This window comes from Arthrobacter sp. T572, from assembly GCF_056780115.1.
The window spans coordinates 1,493,051-1,506,891 of sequence record NZ_JBRAZQ010000002.1 but is presented as its reverse complement, the minus strand read 5'-3'; the positions used below and the strand labels follow the sequence as shown (position 1 = coordinate 1,506,891).

General features: G+C 64.7%; 12 protein-coding genes. 3 read left to right on the top strand and 9 right to left on the bottom strand.

The features are described from left to right. Window positions 1-23 precede the first annotated feature (23 nt). The 3 genes from ACUYMZ_RS08030 to ACUYMZ_RS08020 are packed head-to-tail and all read right to left on the bottom strand — an operon-like array spanning window position 24 to window position 3,758. Window positions 24-1,685: a type 2 periplasmic-binding domain-containing protein gene (locus ACUYMZ_RS08030; RefSeq protein ID WP_442423423.1), complete on the bottom strand. Its 1,662-nt coding sequence runs from the start codon at window positions 1,683-1,685 to the stop codon at window positions 24-26. Between the two features lie 59 nt (window positions 1,686-1,744). Continuing rightward, complete coding sequence (locus ACUYMZ_RS08025; RefSeq protein WP_481602682.1) at window positions 1,745-2,668, bottom strand: carbohydrate ABC transporter permease; 924 nt, start codon at window positions 2,666-2,668, stop codon at window positions 1,745-1,747. Window positions 2,669-2,708: 40 nt separating this feature from the next. Next, window positions 2,709-3,758: an ABC transporter permease gene (locus tag ACUYMZ_RS08020; protein WP_481602681.1), complete on the bottom strand. Its 1,050-nt coding sequence runs from the start codon at window positions 3,756-3,758 to the stop codon at window positions 2,709-2,711. A gap of 350 nt (window positions 3,759-4,108) precedes the next feature. On the opposite strand from ACUYMZ_RS08020, the gene ACUYMZ_RS08015 reads away from it, so the two are divergent. Continuing rightward, the gene (locus ACUYMZ_RS08015; protein WP_481602680.1) at window positions 4,109-5,110 is read left to right on the top strand and encodes a formylglycine-generating enzyme family protein; all 1,002 of its coding nucleotides are present in this window, start codon (window positions 4,109-4,111) and stop codon (window positions 5,108-5,110) included. 2 nt (window positions 5,111-5,112) lie between these two features. Here ACUYMZ_RS08015 and ACUYMZ_RS08010 read toward each other — a convergent pair whose 3' ends face one another. The 5 genes from ACUYMZ_RS08010 to ACUYMZ_RS07990 all read right to left on the bottom strand — a co-directional run bounded on the left by ACUYMZ_RS08010 (window position 5,113) and on the right by ACUYMZ_RS07990 (window position 10,755). After that, window positions 5,113-5,682 carry a DUF5666 domain-containing protein gene (locus tag ACUYMZ_RS08010; RefSeq protein ID WP_481602679.1) on the bottom strand — a complete coding sequence of 190 codons (570 nt, stop codon included), beginning with the start codon at window positions 5,680-5,682 and terminating at the stop codon, window positions 5,113-5,115. Between the two features lie 104 nt (window positions 5,683-5,786). After that, on the bottom strand, window positions 5,787-7,295 hold the full coding sequence (gatB, locus tag ACUYMZ_RS08005; RefSeq protein WP_426006678.1) for an Asp-tRNA(Asn)/Glu-tRNA(Gln) amidotransferase subunit GatB: 1,509 nt from the start codon (window positions 7,293-7,295) through the stop codon (window positions 5,787-5,789). Beyond that, window positions 7,295-8,851 carry an Asp-tRNA(Asn)/Glu-tRNA(Gln) amidotransferase subunit GatA gene (gatA, locus tag ACUYMZ_RS08000; protein ID WP_481602678.1) on the bottom strand — a complete coding sequence of 519 codons (1,557 nt, stop codon included), beginning with the start codon at window positions 8,849-8,851 and terminating at the stop codon, window positions 7,295-7,297. Before gatA ends, gatB begins: the two co-directional genes overlap by 1 nt. A gap of 4 nt (window positions 8,852-8,855) precedes the next feature. Then, entirely contained in the window at window positions 8,856-9,152 is a 297-nt protein-coding gene (gene gatC / locus ACUYMZ_RS07995; protein ID WP_426006676.1) for an Asp-tRNA(Asn)/Glu-tRNA(Gln) amidotransferase subunit GatC, read from the bottom strand. A gap of 124 nt (window positions 9,153-9,276) precedes the next feature. Next, a complete protein-coding gene (locus tag ACUYMZ_RS07990; RefSeq protein WP_481602677.1) occupies window positions 9,277-10,755 on the bottom strand; it encodes a CitMHS family transporter in 1,479 nt (492 codons plus the stop codon). 197 nt (window positions 10,756-10,952) lie between these two features. Here ACUYMZ_RS07990 and ACUYMZ_RS07985 point away from each other — a divergent pair, with 197 nt between their 5' ends. Together ACUYMZ_RS07985 and ACUYMZ_RS07980 are read left to right on the top strand one after the other, a co-directional pair. After that, window positions 10,953-12,674 carry a sensor histidine kinase gene (locus tag ACUYMZ_RS07985; RefSeq protein ID WP_481605838.1) on the top strand — a complete coding sequence of 574 codons (1,722 nt, stop codon included), beginning with the start codon at window positions 10,953-10,955 and terminating at the stop codon, window positions 12,672-12,674. Beyond that, window positions 12,667-13,326: a response regulator gene (locus ACUYMZ_RS07980; RefSeq protein ID WP_426006673.1), complete on the top strand. Its 660-nt coding sequence runs from the start codon at window positions 12,667-12,669 to the stop codon at window positions 13,324-13,326. Before ACUYMZ_RS07985 ends, ACUYMZ_RS07980 begins: the two co-directional genes overlap by 8 nt. A 69-nt stretch (window positions 13,327-13,395) precedes the next feature. On the opposite strand, the gene ACUYMZ_RS07975 is transcribed toward ACUYMZ_RS07980, so the two are convergent. Further along, window positions 13,396-13,788, bottom strand: a complete 393-nt coding sequence (locus tag ACUYMZ_RS07975; RefSeq protein ID WP_426006671.1) for a RidA family protein — start codon at window positions 13,786-13,788, stop codon at window positions 13,396-13,398. Window positions 13,789-13,841: the final 53 nt, after the last annotated feature.

Sequence of the window (13,841 nt, the reverse complement as noted above, 5' to 3'; positions counted from 1 at the left end):
AGAGGCTAGTCCCTTGACGCGGGCTAGCTCCGGAACACCGGCGCGTTGGGGTCCAAGGCGGCCTGGTATTCGTCCCGCATCTTGTCGCCGCCCTCGCTCTTCCAGCGCTTGACCGCGTCCTTGAGCTCGTCGATTTTGGCGCGCCCGGTGATGATGTCCACCACCTTGTCCCGGAGCTGCTTGGTGATCTTGGCGCCCACCTTGGCGTTGGTGTCCGAGTAAGTACCGTTGGTGGGGTTGCGCCAGGCGATCTCCAGGAGCTTCTGTTCCTGCTGGTTGACGTAGCGCGTGTCATCGTCAAAGCCGGGATTGAAGATGACGTTTTCAGGGCTGGCCATGATGTTCAGGGCCGAAACCAGCCCCGGGGCGTTGGTGGTGCCGGTCTCCGTGCGTACCGGGTTGCCGTTGCCGTCCAGCGTGTAATCCTGGCCGGCCTCGCCGAAGTTCTTCTGCATGTACTCCACCGTGCCGAACGGGGCGGAGAGGTAGTTGATGAGGGCAAGCAGCTCGCGGATCTTGCCTTCGTCGGCCTTCTTGAACGGTGTGAATCCCACGGTGCCGTAGCCCATGTCATATACCGGCTTGACCTTGCCATCCGCGCTGAAGGGGATGAGGATGTCGAACTTTGTATTCTTGCTCAAAGCACGGTAGCTGCGGATGTCGTGGGGGCCGCTGACCACCTGCGCCGCCACGCTGCCATTGGCCACCCTGGTACGGATGTCCGCGGCCTTTGAGTCGGGGTAGAACACGCCTGCCGCGAACATCCTGGCCGTGAACTCCACGCCGGCCAAGTATTCATCGGTCTCATACAGGTGCGTCAGGGTGCGGTCCTTGTTGACGGCCCAGCTGTTGGGGGCCCCGAACCATTCGGTCACCATGTGGAGGGCGTTGATGTAGGCAGGCTCCAGGGCGTACTTCTGTTCGCCCGGCCGGGTCAGCTCCTTGGCCTTCTCCAGGAATTCGTCCGCCGAGGCGGCCTCGAACCCGCCCACCTCTTCCCAGACGTTGTGGTTGCCTACGTAGACCTGTCCGAACGGGGTGCTGGGGATGGGAGCACCCCAGATTTTGCCATTCACGACGGCGGTCTTCCAGGAATCCGGCTTAAGTGCGGCCAGGTTGGGGTACTCAAGGACGGCGTCCCCGGAGAGGTAGGGCGTGAGGTCCTGGAACTTGGCCTCCAGCATGGGCCCGACGTTGGGGATGCCCTGGTTGGGCGGAACCCACATCATGTCCGGCAGCTCATTGCTCGCCAGGACCGTAGCGAACTTGGCCGGGTAGCCATCCCCGATGTCCTCGGCGATTTGCAGTTCGAGGTCGCCGCCGAGTTTCGCATTCAGGCGCTGCCAGAAGGGGTTGTCCTTCAAGCCCGGGCTCATCGTGTCGAACGTTTCGGTCAGGCCGCTGACTTTGCCCTTGAGGGGCGGGGTCTTTACTGACTGCACGGCTTCGGGCAGCTTGAAGTATCCGGCCTGGAGACCCTTGGCATTGCCGGGCAGGTCCGGGGTCACGCCGGTGAATTCCTTGTAGGTTGGCAGCTTCACCGAGGCGGAGGCTGCGGCGCCTCCGTTCCCGGCCCCTCCACCGCTGCCGCATGCGGACAATCCAACGGCAGTGACGGCCAGGCCGGCGAGGCCGAGGAAACCGCGGCGGCTGAAGCCCGCCTGTCCTGAGGTAGTGCTGGTCATAGCATGACCCTTTCTGGTGATGTGTTCTTAGGTGATCGTGACGAGGTTGGTGCGGAGAGCTAGCCCTTGACGGCGCCGGTGATGACGCCCTTGGCGAAGTGCTTTTGGAGGAACGGGTAGACCATGAGGATTGGCACCAGCGCCACCACCACCACGGCCATCTGGATGGACTGCGGCGGGGGTGTGGTGGTGATGCCAAGCTGGTCCGCAGCACCGCTGCCCTGCACTACGAAGTTGCGCAGGAGCAATTGAATGGGCCACTTGCTGTGGTCGTTGATGTACAGGAGTGCGTTGAAGAAGGAGTTCCAGAAACCCACGGCGTAAAACAGGCCGACCACTGCGATTACGGCCTTGGACAACGGCATGACGATCCGCCACAGGATCTGCCAGTCGTTGGCGCCGTCGATCCTGGCGCTTTCGATCAGTTCACCGGGGATATTCATGAAGAACGACCGCATCACCACAAAGTTGAAGGCGCCGAAGATGCCCGGCAGGATCAGTGACCACAACGAGTCCAGCAGTCCAAGCTGCCGGATCATGAGGAAGGACGGGATCAGCCCGGGAGCAAACAGGAGCGTGAACAGCACCGCCAGCACTACCGGCCGGCCGAACAGCACCGAACGGCTCGTGGCGTAAGCCATGGTGATCGTGACGAACAGGGCCAGGATGGTTCCCACTGCCGTCACCAGCACACTGACTCCCAGCGACTGCAGCACCATGGGTCCCTTGAAGATGGTGGCGTACGCCTCCAGCGTGGGACGTTCGGGCCACAGGACAAACCCACCGGCCTCCACCAGCTGCTGGTTGTCCGCCAGCGAGGTGGAGACCACCAGCAGGATGGGCGTGAGGATGGACAGGCTGAAGGCCACCAGGACCACCGCCTTGACTGTTTGGTACAGGGCGGAGGGGCGCTCCTTCCATACCGGACGCTTGGGGCTGTAGCTCAGCTCCCGTGGTTTCCTGGTGAAAAGTCTTGTTGCCATGAAGTTCTCCTTGTGCGGCAGCTGCGGGCCTGCGTGGCCTTCAGCGCGCTTGTTTTGCGAAAATTCCGTCTTCGCCAAAGCGGTGGGCAAGTTTGTTGGCGCCGTAGATCAGCAGCGCGCTGACGACGCCTTTGGCAAGTCCTGCCGCTGCGCCTGAACTCCAGCCACCACCTACCACGCCGGTGTAATAGGTGAAGGTGTCCAGCACTTCGGCTGCCCCGGCTCCCACGGCATCGCGCTGCAGGATGAACTGCTCGAAGCCCACGGAGAGGATGTCTCCGATGCGCAGGATCAGCAGCAGGACGATGACGGGCCGGAGGCCCGGGAGGGTGATGTGCCACATGCGGCGCCAGCGCCCTGCGCCGTCGGCCGCGGCGGCCTCGTAGAGCGAGGCATCAATACTGGCGAGGGCTGCCAGGAAGATGATCATGGCCCATCCGGCGTCCTTCCAGATCATCTGCACCACTACCAGCACGGGGAACGTTTCCGGGTTGGTCATGAACGGGATCGGCTCCATGCCCCAGTCCCGGAACACGTTGTTGACGAACCCCGCGCCGCCGAGCATCTGCTGGAAGAAGGCGATGACCAGGACCCAGGACAGGAAGTGTGGAAGGTAGGCGATGCTCTGGAAGATCCGCCGCACCCGCGTGCTGATGAGTGAGTCCACGATCAGCGCCAGCACCAGCGGTACCGGGAAGAGGAAGACCAACTGCCACGCGGCCAGGTAAAGGGTGTTCCAGAACGCATGGATGAAGTCCGGGTTGGCAAAGAGATCCGTGAAGTTTTGCCAGCCGACGAACAGGCTGTCCCCGATCCCCAGGTAGGGCTGGTAGTCCTGGAAAGCAATGACGTTCCCCAGGATGGGGATGTAGAAGAAGACGAGCAGGAATGCCACACCCGGCACCATCATCAGGAGCATCTGCTTGTCACGCCGGAACCGCGCGCGGAAACTCTGCGCAGGGGTCCTGCTGCCCTTGCGCCCGCCCCCTCCGGGTTTTCCCGGCTTGGCCGCCGGGGCACCATTGCCCTGTGCTGCCGCGACCCGGCCGGCGGCCGGCGCGACCGGAGCCTGTTCCGTTGTCGAGTTCATACTGTCTCCTCGTGTGCCGGGCGAAAACCATTAGTGTGATCCGCACCACGCTCGTTAACCGTTTAACAAACCATAAGGGAGGTGCCATGCGTTTGCAAGATCATGATTGAAACCGGTTCTAAAAATCACTTTTCATCACTTTTGTGCTGCCCCCTGTAGAATTCTCGTCAGCATGCCCAAGGGGCTCGCGGCGGGGACCGCACCCGTTTCCGCCCGGCGCGCCCACTGGAACGGGTGCGCGTGGTGGAAAGGGGTGCGCTCCCGCTGTGGATCGGGTGCGCATGGCGGAAAGAGGTGCGCTACCGCTGCGGAACACGCGGGCAGCGCACGGAATCAGACTGAGGATTGACATGGCAGATTGCTGCAGTCCGGGCGCAGGCTCCGGGAAAAGTACGACGCCGGAGCTGACGCCGGCACAGCGCACGGCGGGCGGCCACCCCATGGCGGGTACCGGCGTCGTACCTTCCGCCTCCGTGAGCGCAAACGACGTCCCTGTCCCCGCCGGAACGTTCGCCATGGGTGACGCCTTCAACGAAGGCAACGCCGGCGACGGCGAGGCCCCGGTCCATCCTGTATCCGTTTCGGCCTTCCGCATCAGCGCCACCACAGTGACCAACCAGCAGTTCGCGGAGTTCGTGGAAGCCACCGGCCACCGCACGGAATCAGAGACCTTCGGGACCTCTGCCGTGTTCCATCTGGCGGTCAAGGCCAAAGAGCAGGACATCCTCAACCGGGTCAACGACGTCCCCTGGTGGCTTAATGTCCGCGGAGCGAACTGGGCCCACCCTGCCGGCCCGTTGTCGCACTGGACCGAAGTCCCGGACCATCCGGTGACCCATGTGTCCCATGACGATGCCCTGGCCTACTGTGCATGGGCTGGCCGGCGGCTCCCCACGGAAGCCGAATGGGAGTACGCAGCACGCGGCGGCGTGGAGGGCCGGCGTTACCCGTGGGGAGATTCCCTCCACAACGGGCACGCGGTCGGAAGCGCGCGCCACCACTGCAACATCTGGCAGGGGGAATTTCCCGTCCGCAACGACCAGGAGGACGGCTACCTCACTACGGCACCGGCCCGCTGGTTTGAACCCAACGGCTACGGCCTTTACCAGACCAGCGGCAACGTCTGGGAGTGGTGCAGCGACTGGTTCCTGCCGAAGTACTACCAGACATGCCTGGCCTCCGGCACCGTCCACGATCCGCAGGGGCCCACCATCGGCCGGGGCAGGGTGATGCGGGGCGGCTCTTATTTGTGCCATGACTCGTACTGCAACCGCTACCGGGTGGCGGCCCGCAGTTCCAACACCCCGGATTCAGCCAGCGGGAACCTGGGCTTCAGGACCGTGGCTCTCTAAAGCTACTTGGGGCCGTGCCCGCGTTTGTGGCCTTGGCCGCGGAGCGCGTCCAGATCTCCGGCGATGATCCTGGTGGCGCTGACAGTCCCGCCGTTCCTGGTTCCGGAGACCTGCACGGTGTCGCCGGACTTCAGCTCGGCTGCAGTGGCCGAAGGCAGGCCGGGATTGCCACGTCCGTTCCGGGGCCGCACCGTGTCGGCGGGAACCGTGGAGATCTTTGTGTCGGAGGTGATGGCGTACCGCTGCGTGAACCCGTCCTCACTCTTCACCGTGATGTCCGTGGAGTTGACGGACTCGATGGTCCCCCGCTGGGTAACAAGCGTCCTGAATGTTCCGTCCGCGTCCTTCACCACGTGCTCGCCATGAAGAGCTTGCCCGCGCTTGGCGGTGGATTTGGGCGGCGCATTGCCGTTGCCCCGGGTTTCGGACGGGCCCGGTGAGGCGGACGTGCCCGACGGCGACGGGCTGGGCTGGGTGCCCGCCCAGACTGCCGCTGTTCCACCGGCGGTCACGGCGACGGCGATGCCGCCTGCGAGGAGGGCCTTGCGAAGGCCTGGAGAAAGGGTGGCCATGGGTTAATTGTGCCCCTTGACCAAGAAAAAGTGGGTCGCAGTTGTTGCCGTTCTGAGGGCTCAAAACGGCATCAACTGCGACCCAGTTGGGTGAGAGGAGGGTCTTAGCCCTCTACCCCGAGCTTCTCGAGGATGAGCTCCCGGACACGGCCGGCGTCGGCCTGGCCACGCGTGGCCTTCATGACGCCGCCAACAATGGCGCCGATGGCCTGGATCTTGCCGCCACGGATCTTCTCCGCGACATCCGGCTGCGCAGCCAACGCTGCGTCGATCGCTTCAAGGAGCGGACCGTCGTCGGAAACCACGGCGAGGCCACGCTTTTCGATGATCTCTTCCGGCGTACCTTCACCGGCGAGCACACCGTCAAGGACCTGTCCGGCCATCTTGTTGTTGATCTTGCCCGCTTCCACCAGCTTGTTCAGCTCCACGATGGTCTGCGGGGTGACACCGAGCTCGGCCGGCTCAACATCGGCAACCTTGGCACGGCCCACGATCTCGCCCATCCACCACTTGCGCGCCACGGCGGCGCTGGCACCCGCGGCCACGGTCTCCTCGATGGAGTCCATGACACCGGCGTTCACCACGTCACGGAATTCCAGGTCGGAGTAACCCCAGGCTTCCTTGAGGCGTTTGCGGCGCTCTGCCGGCGGTTCGGGCAACGTGGCACGGAGCTCTTCGACCCATTCGCGCGATGCAACCACGGGGACCAGGTCCGGTTCCGGGAAGTAGCGGTAGTCGTCGGCGTCGGACTTGGCGCGGCCCGAGGTGGTGGACCGGGTGTCCTCGTGCCAGTGCCGGGTCTCCTGGGTTACCGGCTGCCCCGAGTCCAGTACGGCTGCGTGCCGCTGGATCTCGTAGCGGACAGCGTGCTCGACGGCGCGCAGCGAGTTCACGTTCTTGGTCTCGGAGCGGATACCGAAGCGTTCCTGGCCGTGCGGGCGCAGTGACACGTTCGCGTCGCAACGGACGTTGCCCCGTTCCATGCGGGCATCGGAGACGCCCAGGTTCTTCACGATCTCGCGGATGGCGGCGACGTAGGCCTTGGCGAGTTCCGGTGCACGGCTGCCGGCGCCTTCAATCGGCTTGGTCACGATTTCCACCAACGGAACACCGGCCCGGTTGTAGTCCACCAGCGAGTAGTCGGCACCCTGGATGCGACCGGCCGCGCCACCCATGTGGGTCAGCTTGCCGGCGTCTTCTTCCATGTGGGCACGTTCGATTTCCACGCGGAACACCGTGCCGTCTTCGAGTTCTACGTCCAGGTAGCCGTCATAGGCGATCGGCTCGTCGTACTGGGACGTCTGGAAGTTCTTGGGAGTGTCCGGGTAGAAGTAGTTCTTCCGGGCAAAACGGCAGGACTCGGCGATCTTGCAGTTGAGGGCCAGGCCGATCTTGATGGACGACTCAACTGCCGCCTTGTTCACCACGGGCAGGACACCGGGCATGCCGAGGTCGACCTCGTTGACGTTGGTGTTGGGCTCGTCACCGAACACATTGGGGGCGGAGGAGAACATCTTCGTCTTGGTGTTGAGCTCCACGTGGACCTCGAACCCCAGCACGGGATCGTACTTCTCCATGGCCTCTTCGAAGCTGACGATTGCGTCGACGGACATTAGTTGGAACCTCCGGCGGTGGTGGCTGCAGAGCCAAGGGCTGCGGTTTTCAGGTCAGGCGCCTGGGCCAGGATGGGACCGCCCCACTTGTCTTCAAGGATCGATTCGAGCACGGCACCAACCCGGTAAAGGCGGGCGTCCCCGCGGGCCGGGGCCAGGAGCTGGATGCCCACGGGCAGGCCGTCCTCGTCGGCAAGGCCGCCCGGCAAGGAAAGCCCGGGGATGCCTGCCAGGTTGGCGGGAATGGTGGCGACGTCGTTCAGGTACATGGCCAGCGGGTCGTCCAGCTTCTCGCCAAGCTTGAACGCAGTGGTGGGAGAGGTCGGCGAAATGAGGACATCCGCCTGCGCGAACGCGGCATCGAAGTCGCGCTGGACCAGCGTCCGGACCTTCTGGGCGGAGCCATAGTAGGCGTCATAGTAGCCGGCGCTCAGGGCATAGGTACCCAGGATGATGCGGCGCTTGGCTTCGTCGCCGAAGCCGGCGGCGCGGGTGGCTGCCATGACGCGTTCAATGGTCATGGGACCGTCGGTGGGCAGAACGCGCAGGCCGTAGCGGACCCCGTCGAACTTGGCCAGGTTGCTGGAAACCTCGGACGGCATGATCAGGTAGTAGGCACCCAGTGCGTATTTGAGGTTGGGGCAGGACACCTCCACGATCTCGGCGCCCGCATCCTTGAGCAGCTGCAGGGATTCCTTGAACCGGTTCTCGACACCGGCCTGGTACCCCTCGCCGTGCAGTTCCTTGATCATGCCGATCTTCAGTCCGGCGACGTTGCCCACGCGGGCAGCCTCCACCAGGTTGTTGAAGGGATCCGTCAGGGAGGTTGAGTCGAAAGGATCGTGCCCGCCGATGACTTCCTGCAACAGTGCGGAGTCCAGCACGGTGCGTGAGACCGGGCCGATCTGGTCCAGGGAGGAGGCCATGGCGATCGCGCCGTATCGGGACACGGCACCGTACGTCGGCTTCATGCCGACGGTTCCGGTGACGGCACCGGGCTGGCGGATGGAACCGCCGGTGTCGGTGCCCAGGGCCAGCGGCGCTTCGAAGGCGGCGACGGCAGCGGCAGAGCCACCACCGGATCCGCCCGGAATGCGGTCGAGATCCCATGGGTTGCGGGTAGGGCCGTAGGCGGAGTGCTCCGTGGAAGACCCCATGGCGAACTCGTCGAGGTTGGTCTTGCCCAGGATCGGCATCTTCGCGGCGCGCAGCTTCTTGATGACCGTGGCATCGTACGGGCTGTGCCAGCCCTCAAGGATCTTCGAGCCGGCAGTCGTGGGCTGCCCGATGGTGACAATCAGGTCCTTCACGGCGATGGGCACGCCGGCCAGCGCATGAAGGTCTTCACCTGCGGCCCGGGCAGCGTCCACCTCAGCTGCGACGGAGAGTGCTTCTTCGGTATTGACGTGCAGGAAAGCGTTGACGTGGCCATCGACCTCGGCGATCCGGTCCAGGTGCGCCTGCGTGACCTCGACGGCGGAGACCTCACGGGCAGCGAGCTTGGCTGCGAGGCCGGCAGCGGAGTGGTGGATGAGTTCGTTCTTCAGCTCAGTCATGGTGTTAGTCCTCATCCAGGATCGCGGGGACCTTGAAGCGGTCTTCGGCAGCATCGGGAGCACCGGACAACGCCTGGCCGGCTGTGAACGTGTGGCCCACGACGTCCTCGCGGAACACGTTGTTCAACGGAATCGGGTGGGACGTGGCCGGGACGTCGTCGCCGGCGGCTTCGCTCACGGACTTCACCGAATCCACGATGACAGCAAGCTCGCCCGCCATCCTGTCCAGTTCTTCGTCACTCATTTCGATGTGAGCCAGACGCGCAAGATGCGCGACATCGTCACGGTTGATCGCAGCCATGGATCTCCCCTGCAAAGTTCAATTGGTTTTCCGGACCAGTCTACTTGGCTTGGGGTCCCCTTGAACCAAACGGGGCAGCAGAGCGGACCATGTCCGGCTCTGCTGCCCGTCGGCACCTGGGGGCTCAGCCGATCGCGATCGCTCCGGTCAGCATGCCCACTGCCAGCATGACCACGGAGATGGCTGCCGACCGCCACAGGACCTTCTTGTGGTGGTCGCCCAGGTCCACCTTGGCCAGGGATACCAGCAGCAGGATGGCGGGCACCAGGGGGCTTTGCATGTGGAACGGCTGGCCGGTGATGGATGCGCGGGCCATGTCTGCTGCCCCGACGCCGTAATGGGCGGCGGTTTCGCTCAGGACGGGGAGGACACCGAAGTAGAAGGCGTCGTTGCTCATGAAGAACGTCATGGGGATGCTCAACAGGCCGGTGATGACGGCCATGAAGGGTCCCATGTCGGACGGGATGATCTGGACCAGCCACTCGGACATTGCCTTGACCATGCCGGTGCCGTTGAGGACGCCCGTGAGGACTGCAGCAGCCATGACCATGCTGACCACGGCCACGATCGATGGCGCGTGGGCGATCAGCTGGGCACCCTGGTCCTTCACCTTGGGGAAGTTCACCAGCAGGGCGATCGCGGAGCCGACCATGAACACATACGGCAGGGGGACGATGTTGGCGATCAGCACGCCCATGACGGCCACCGTGAGCCCCAGGTTGAACCAGAAGAGCTTGGGACGGAGGGTGGACCGGTTGGGATCCAGCGCGGTGTCCGCCATGGCGGTATCGTGCTCGTCCACCAACGTAGCGGTGTCCTGGTCGAGGACCGCGACGCCGGCACCTCCACCGGTGCCGGGCTTACCGGCGGTGCGGCCCAAGCCGGAAGCACCCTTGGCGGAGCCGACGGTGGCGGACCCGCCGCCGGTCGTGCCGCCGTCGAACGCGTCCGAGGGATCTGCGACGTCACCCCAGATTTCCGGGGCGGTGGCACGGAGGCGGTTGCGCTCCTGGAGGCCGAGCAGCCAGGCGAAGACGAGGACCACCGCAAGTCCCGCGACCAGGGACGGAACCATGGGGAGGAAGACGTCGTTGACGTCCAGGTGCAGGGCTGTGGCGGCACGGGCGGTGGGGCCGCCCCACGGCAGGATGTTCATGGTGCCGTTGGCAAGGCCTGCAACGCAGGTAAGGACCACGGGGCTCATCTTCAGCCTCAGATAGACCGGGAGCATGGCTGCCGTGGTGAGGATGAAGGTGGTGGAACCGTCGCCGTCCAGGGATACGGCGGCGGCCAGGAGGGCGGTGCCGAGCACCACCTTGGCGGGGTCGTTGCCCAGCTTGCGCAGGATGAACTTGACCAGGGGGTCGAAAAGTCCGACGTCGATCATCAGGCCGAAGTAGATGATGGCGAACATCAGGAGCGCGGCCGTGGACGTCATGGACTTCATCGAGTCCATCACCATGTCGCCGATGCCGAGGCCGGCGCCGGCGAAGAGGCCGAAGACGGTAGGGACGATGATCAGCGCCAGGACCGGCGTCAACTTTTTGGTCATGATCAGGACCATGAAGACCGCAATCATTGCGAATCCAAGCAAAACCAGCACGGCCTGCTCCTTACTTCTCTGTAGGCGCCACTTCAGTGTGATGCGCACAACAGACGCTATAGTGGCGCCGGTCACGGGTGGGGGTTTCGCTCGATTGATGGGAATAGTGATCATTGAGAGCGTTTTGCGCATTCTGCTCAATGCTTCAATGGAAGTGGAGGAAAGGAGCAAGGGTGCCGCGGTTCAACCGGGTGAGCATGCGCTTCTCCACCCAAACACTCCTGCTGCAGTTGGGGGTGGTCCTGTTGGTGGTCCTCCTCAGCGGCACCGTCCACGCCTGGCTCGTGTACGAACGGATCGGCAACGAGGCCGAGAACCAGGCCCTCACCCTGGCCAGGACCGTGGCCGCGGATCCCGACGTCCGGGCCCAGGTCCAGGACATCAGCAAGGAGCAAGGCACTCCCCCGGCATCGGTGCTCGCCGCCGGGCCGTTGCAACAGGCCGCCGAGGCAGCCCGGGTCCGCACGGGTGCCCTGTTCGTGGTCATCACGGACGAGACCGGGTTGCGCCTGGCCCACCCTGAGCCCGCACGTCTGGGCGAACGCGTCAGCACCGACCCCTCCGCTGCACTGGGCGGCCAGGAAACCACCACCCGAAATACCGGCACCCTGGGTCCGTCCGCGGGAGCGAAAGTTCCCGTCTACGCGCCCGGCACGGGCAGCGCCGGCGGCACTGACGGGCAGGGCCCGATCGTGGGTGAAGTGAGCGTGGGCTACTCCGTGGAATCGCTCAGCAAGAGCCTGGCCCGCGACATCATCCCGATCGCGGTGACAGCAGGCGGCGCCCTGCTGGCCGGCGTCCTGGCGTCGTTCCTTCTCCGCCGCCGGCTTCAGCGACTCACCCTGGGACTGGAACCGGAAGAAATCAGCACCCTGGTCCACGACCAGGTAGCCGTGCTCCAAGGCGTGGACGAGGGCGTGATCGGCATCGCCGCCGACGGCCGGATCTCCGTCTTCAACGCAGCTGCCGCCCGCCTGCTGGACATGCCCGACGCCACCGGACAGGCATGGAACTCAGCCCCTGTTCCTGCCCCGCTGAAGGAGCTGACCCGACCCGCCGCGCAGGACGCGGAAGCCGTTGAGGTACTGGCCGGAGACCGCGTCCTGGTGGCCAGCGCCCGCAAGGCATGGCACCGCACAGAAGACCTCGGCTGGGTGGTGATGCTCCGCGACCGCACCGAGTTGCAGCAGTTGACGCGCCAGCTGGACGCCGTGGGCACCATGTCCGCAGCCCTCCGTGCCCAGCGGCACGAGTTCGCCAACCAACTGCATACCATCGCCGGTTTCATGAGCATCGGCCAGCATGAGCAGGCCAAGGAGTACCTGGCAAGGATCTCCGCAACCGGGCCGCTCAAGTTCCCCGTGGAGCAGGCCGAACTCCTCCAGGACACCTACCTCCAGGCCTTCATCGGGGCCAAAGGCGTGGAAGCTTCCGAGCGCGGCGTGGTGTTGAAAATCGGTCCGGAGACGCTGGTGCGCGGGCACGTTGCCGACCCGCAGGATGTCACCACAGTGCTCGGCAACCTGATCGACAACGCCGTGAACGCCTCCGTCGCCGGTTCCGCCGCGGAGCGCTGGGTGGAGGTGGAGCTCCTGGATGACGTCACCGGGAACGGCGGTACCCTCCACCTGGTGGTGGGCGATTCAGGTGACGGACTGGGCGCATTGGATCCCGATGAGGTCTTCGCCGAGGGATTCACGACGGCGGAGGCACCGGTGCGTGCCGGTGCCGGACAGGGCCTGGGGTTGGCTTTGGTGCGACAATTGGCGCGGCGCCGGGGCGGAGACGTGCGCATCCTGGACACGGGCACACAAGGTGGGCCGGGCGCCGTCTTCATGGCCTCCATCCCGGGAGTCATGGCAGCGGGCGGCACGGACAACGGAGCCGGCGCAACGCCGGAAAAGGAGAGCGATGGCTGAGGACCTGCGGGTGTTGATCGTTGACGACGACTTCCACGTGGCCAGGCTGCACGCGGCCTACGTGGATTCGGTGGCGGGCTTCATGGCTCTGGCTCCCGCCGGATCCGTATCGCAGGCACTGCAGGCCATCCACAGCCTGAGGCCGGATTTGGTGCTGCTGGACGTCTACCTGCCGGACGGCTCGGGGCTGGATTTGCTGGGCCAACTGGACGTGGACGCGGTGATGCTGACGGCGGCCTCCGATGCCCGGTCCATCAGGGTGGCGCTGCGGCGGGGAGCGCTTGGTTACCTGCTCAAGCCCTTTACCGCCGAGTCGCTGTCCCAGCAATTGCGGTCTTATGCCCGGTACCGCAGGATCCTGGGGCAGCAGGCCAGCGTAGACCAGATGAGCATCGAACGCGCCAAGCGGGCGCTCATTCCGGGCGACGTCACGCCGTCGGCCAAACCGCGGTCGGCCACCGAGGCGGCCGTTTTGGAGTCACTGCTGCCGGGAGAGCAGTATTCGGCCGCCGAAGTCGCGGACCGGGTCGGCGTCTCCCGGGCCACGGCGCAAAGATACCTGTCCTCGCTTGCGGACGATGGCGCCGTCGACATCCAGTTACGCTACGGAACCACAGGCCGCCCGGAACACCGATACGGCATCCCCGGCTAACCCATGTAGGTCGCATTTGTGCGCGTTTTCAGCGTTCAAAACGCGCACAAATGCGACCCAGTTGGGTGCTTACGCGGGCTTTTGGGCTACGAGTTCGATTTCCACGAGCATCTGCGGGTCGAGGAACGGCAGGACGTGGACCAGCGAAAGGGTGGGGCGGATCTCCCCGAACACCTCACCGTGTGCGCGGCCGGCGTCTTCCCACTTGCTGATGTCCGTCAGGTACAGCTTGGACTGGACAACGTCCTCGTAGGAGAAACCGGCTTCTTCCAGGACGGCGCCGAGCTTTTCGAGGATGTACTTGGTCTGGGAGTAGAAGTCGTCACCAACTATCGCCTGTTGGCCATCAACCAGTCCGGAAGCCGCCGTAGCGGAGATGAAAAGAGTGTTGTCCACCTGGACTGCACGTGAGTAGCCAAGGGTCTGCTCCCAGACCGAGCCCGAGCCGTACGTCTTGCGCATTGCGGCGCCTTTCCTGTCGCTTCCCGGCCTGTTGCCGGGGTATCCGAGGAAAA

What these genes read in the sequence shown, in the direction of transcription:
- ACUYMZ_RS08030 (WP_442423423.1), bottom strand. Translation starts at nt 1,685, where the DNA reads ATGACCAGCACTACCTCAGGACAGGCGGGCTTCAGCCGCCGCGGTTTC.
- ACUYMZ_RS08025 (WP_481602682.1), bottom strand. Translation starts at nt 2,668, where the DNA reads ATGGCAACAAGACTTTTCACCAGGAAACCACGGGAGCTGAGCTACAGC.
- ACUYMZ_RS08020 (WP_481602681.1), bottom strand. Translation starts at nt 3,758, where the DNA reads ATGAACTCGACAACGGAACAGGCTCCGGTCGCGCCGGCCGCCGGCCGG.
- ACUYMZ_RS08015 (WP_481602680.1), top strand. Translation starts at nt 4,109, where the DNA reads ATGGCAGATTGCTGCAGTCCGGGCGCAGGCTCCGGGAAAAGTACGACG.
- ACUYMZ_RS08010 (WP_481602679.1), bottom strand. Translation starts at nt 5,682, where the DNA reads ATGGCCACCCTTTCTCCAGGCCTTCGCAAGGCCCTCCTCGCAGGCGGC.
- gatB (WP_426006678.1), bottom strand. Translation starts at nt 7,295, where the DNA reads ATGTCCGTCGACGCAATCGTCAGCTTCGAAGAGGCCATGGAGAAGTAC.
- gatA (WP_481602678.1), bottom strand. Translation starts at nt 8,851, where the DNA reads ATGACTGAGCTGAAGAACGAACTCATCCACCACTCCGCTGCCGGCCTC.
- gatC (WP_426006676.1), bottom strand. Translation starts at nt 9,152, where the DNA reads ATGGCTGCGATCAACCGTGACGATGTCGCGCATCTTGCGCGTCTGGCT.
- ACUYMZ_RS07985 (WP_481605838.1), top strand. Translation starts at nt 10,953, where the DNA reads ATGCGCTTCTCCACCCAAACACTCCTGCTGCAGTTGGGGGTGGTCCTG.
- ACUYMZ_RS07980 (WP_426006673.1), top strand. Translation starts at nt 12,667, where the DNA reads ATGGCTGAGGACCTGCGGGTGTTGATCGTTGACGACGACTTCCACGTG.
- ACUYMZ_RS07975 (WP_426006671.1), bottom strand. Translation starts at nt 13,788, where the DNA reads ATGCGCAAGACGTACGGCTCGGGCTCGGTCTGGGAGCAGACCCTTGGC.